This window comes from Rhizobium sp. 01T444, from assembly GCF_056398305.1.
In genome coordinates, this window is the sequence record NZ_JBFTPD010000237.1 from 1 (window position 1) to 636 (window position 636).

The 636-nt window shown below is 73.3% G+C and carries 1 protein-coding gene; it reads left to right on the forward strand.

The annotated features are described in order from the left end of the window. Window position 1: 1 nt before the first annotated feature. On the forward strand, window positions 2–636 hold a 635-nt coding region (locus AC1DTN_RS38190; protein WP_477925368.1), incomplete at its 3' end, for a crotonase/enoyl-CoA hydratase family protein.

Sequence of the window (636 nt, forward strand, 5' to 3'; positions counted from 1 at the left end):
GATCAACGCGCTGGACCCCGCCATGTTCGACGCCCTGATCGACGCCGGCAGCCGGCTGCGCGATGACGCCGGCGTCCGCGCGGTGGTGCTGGCGGGCCGCGGCAAGGCCTTCTGCGCCGGCCTCGACATGCAATCCTTCCAGCGCATGGGGCAGGGCGGCCCCGGCGAGATCCTGGGCGCTGGCGCGGCGGCGGACATCCTGGCGCGCACGCACGGGATCGCCAATGCGGCGCAACAGGTCGCGCTCGTCTGGCGCGAGGTGCCCGTGCCGGTGATCGCCGCGGTGCACGGCGTGGCCTTCGGCGGCGGTCTCCAGGTGGCGCTGGGGGCGGACGTGCGGCTGATCGCCGCGGACACCAGGCTCTCGGTGATGGAGATCAAGTGGGGCCTGGTGCCGGACATGGGCGGCATGGTGCTGATGCGCGAACTCGCCCGGACCGACGTCGTGCGCGAACTCACCTTCACCGGCCGCATCTTCTCGGGCGAGGAGGCCGTGGCGCTGGGCTTCGCGACGCGGCTGTCGGCCGATCCGCTGGCCGACGCCCTCGCCATGGCGCACGACATCGCGCTCAAGAGCCCTGACGCGATCCGTGCCGGCAAGCGCCTGCTGAATGCCGCGATGGGCCACAGCGCGGC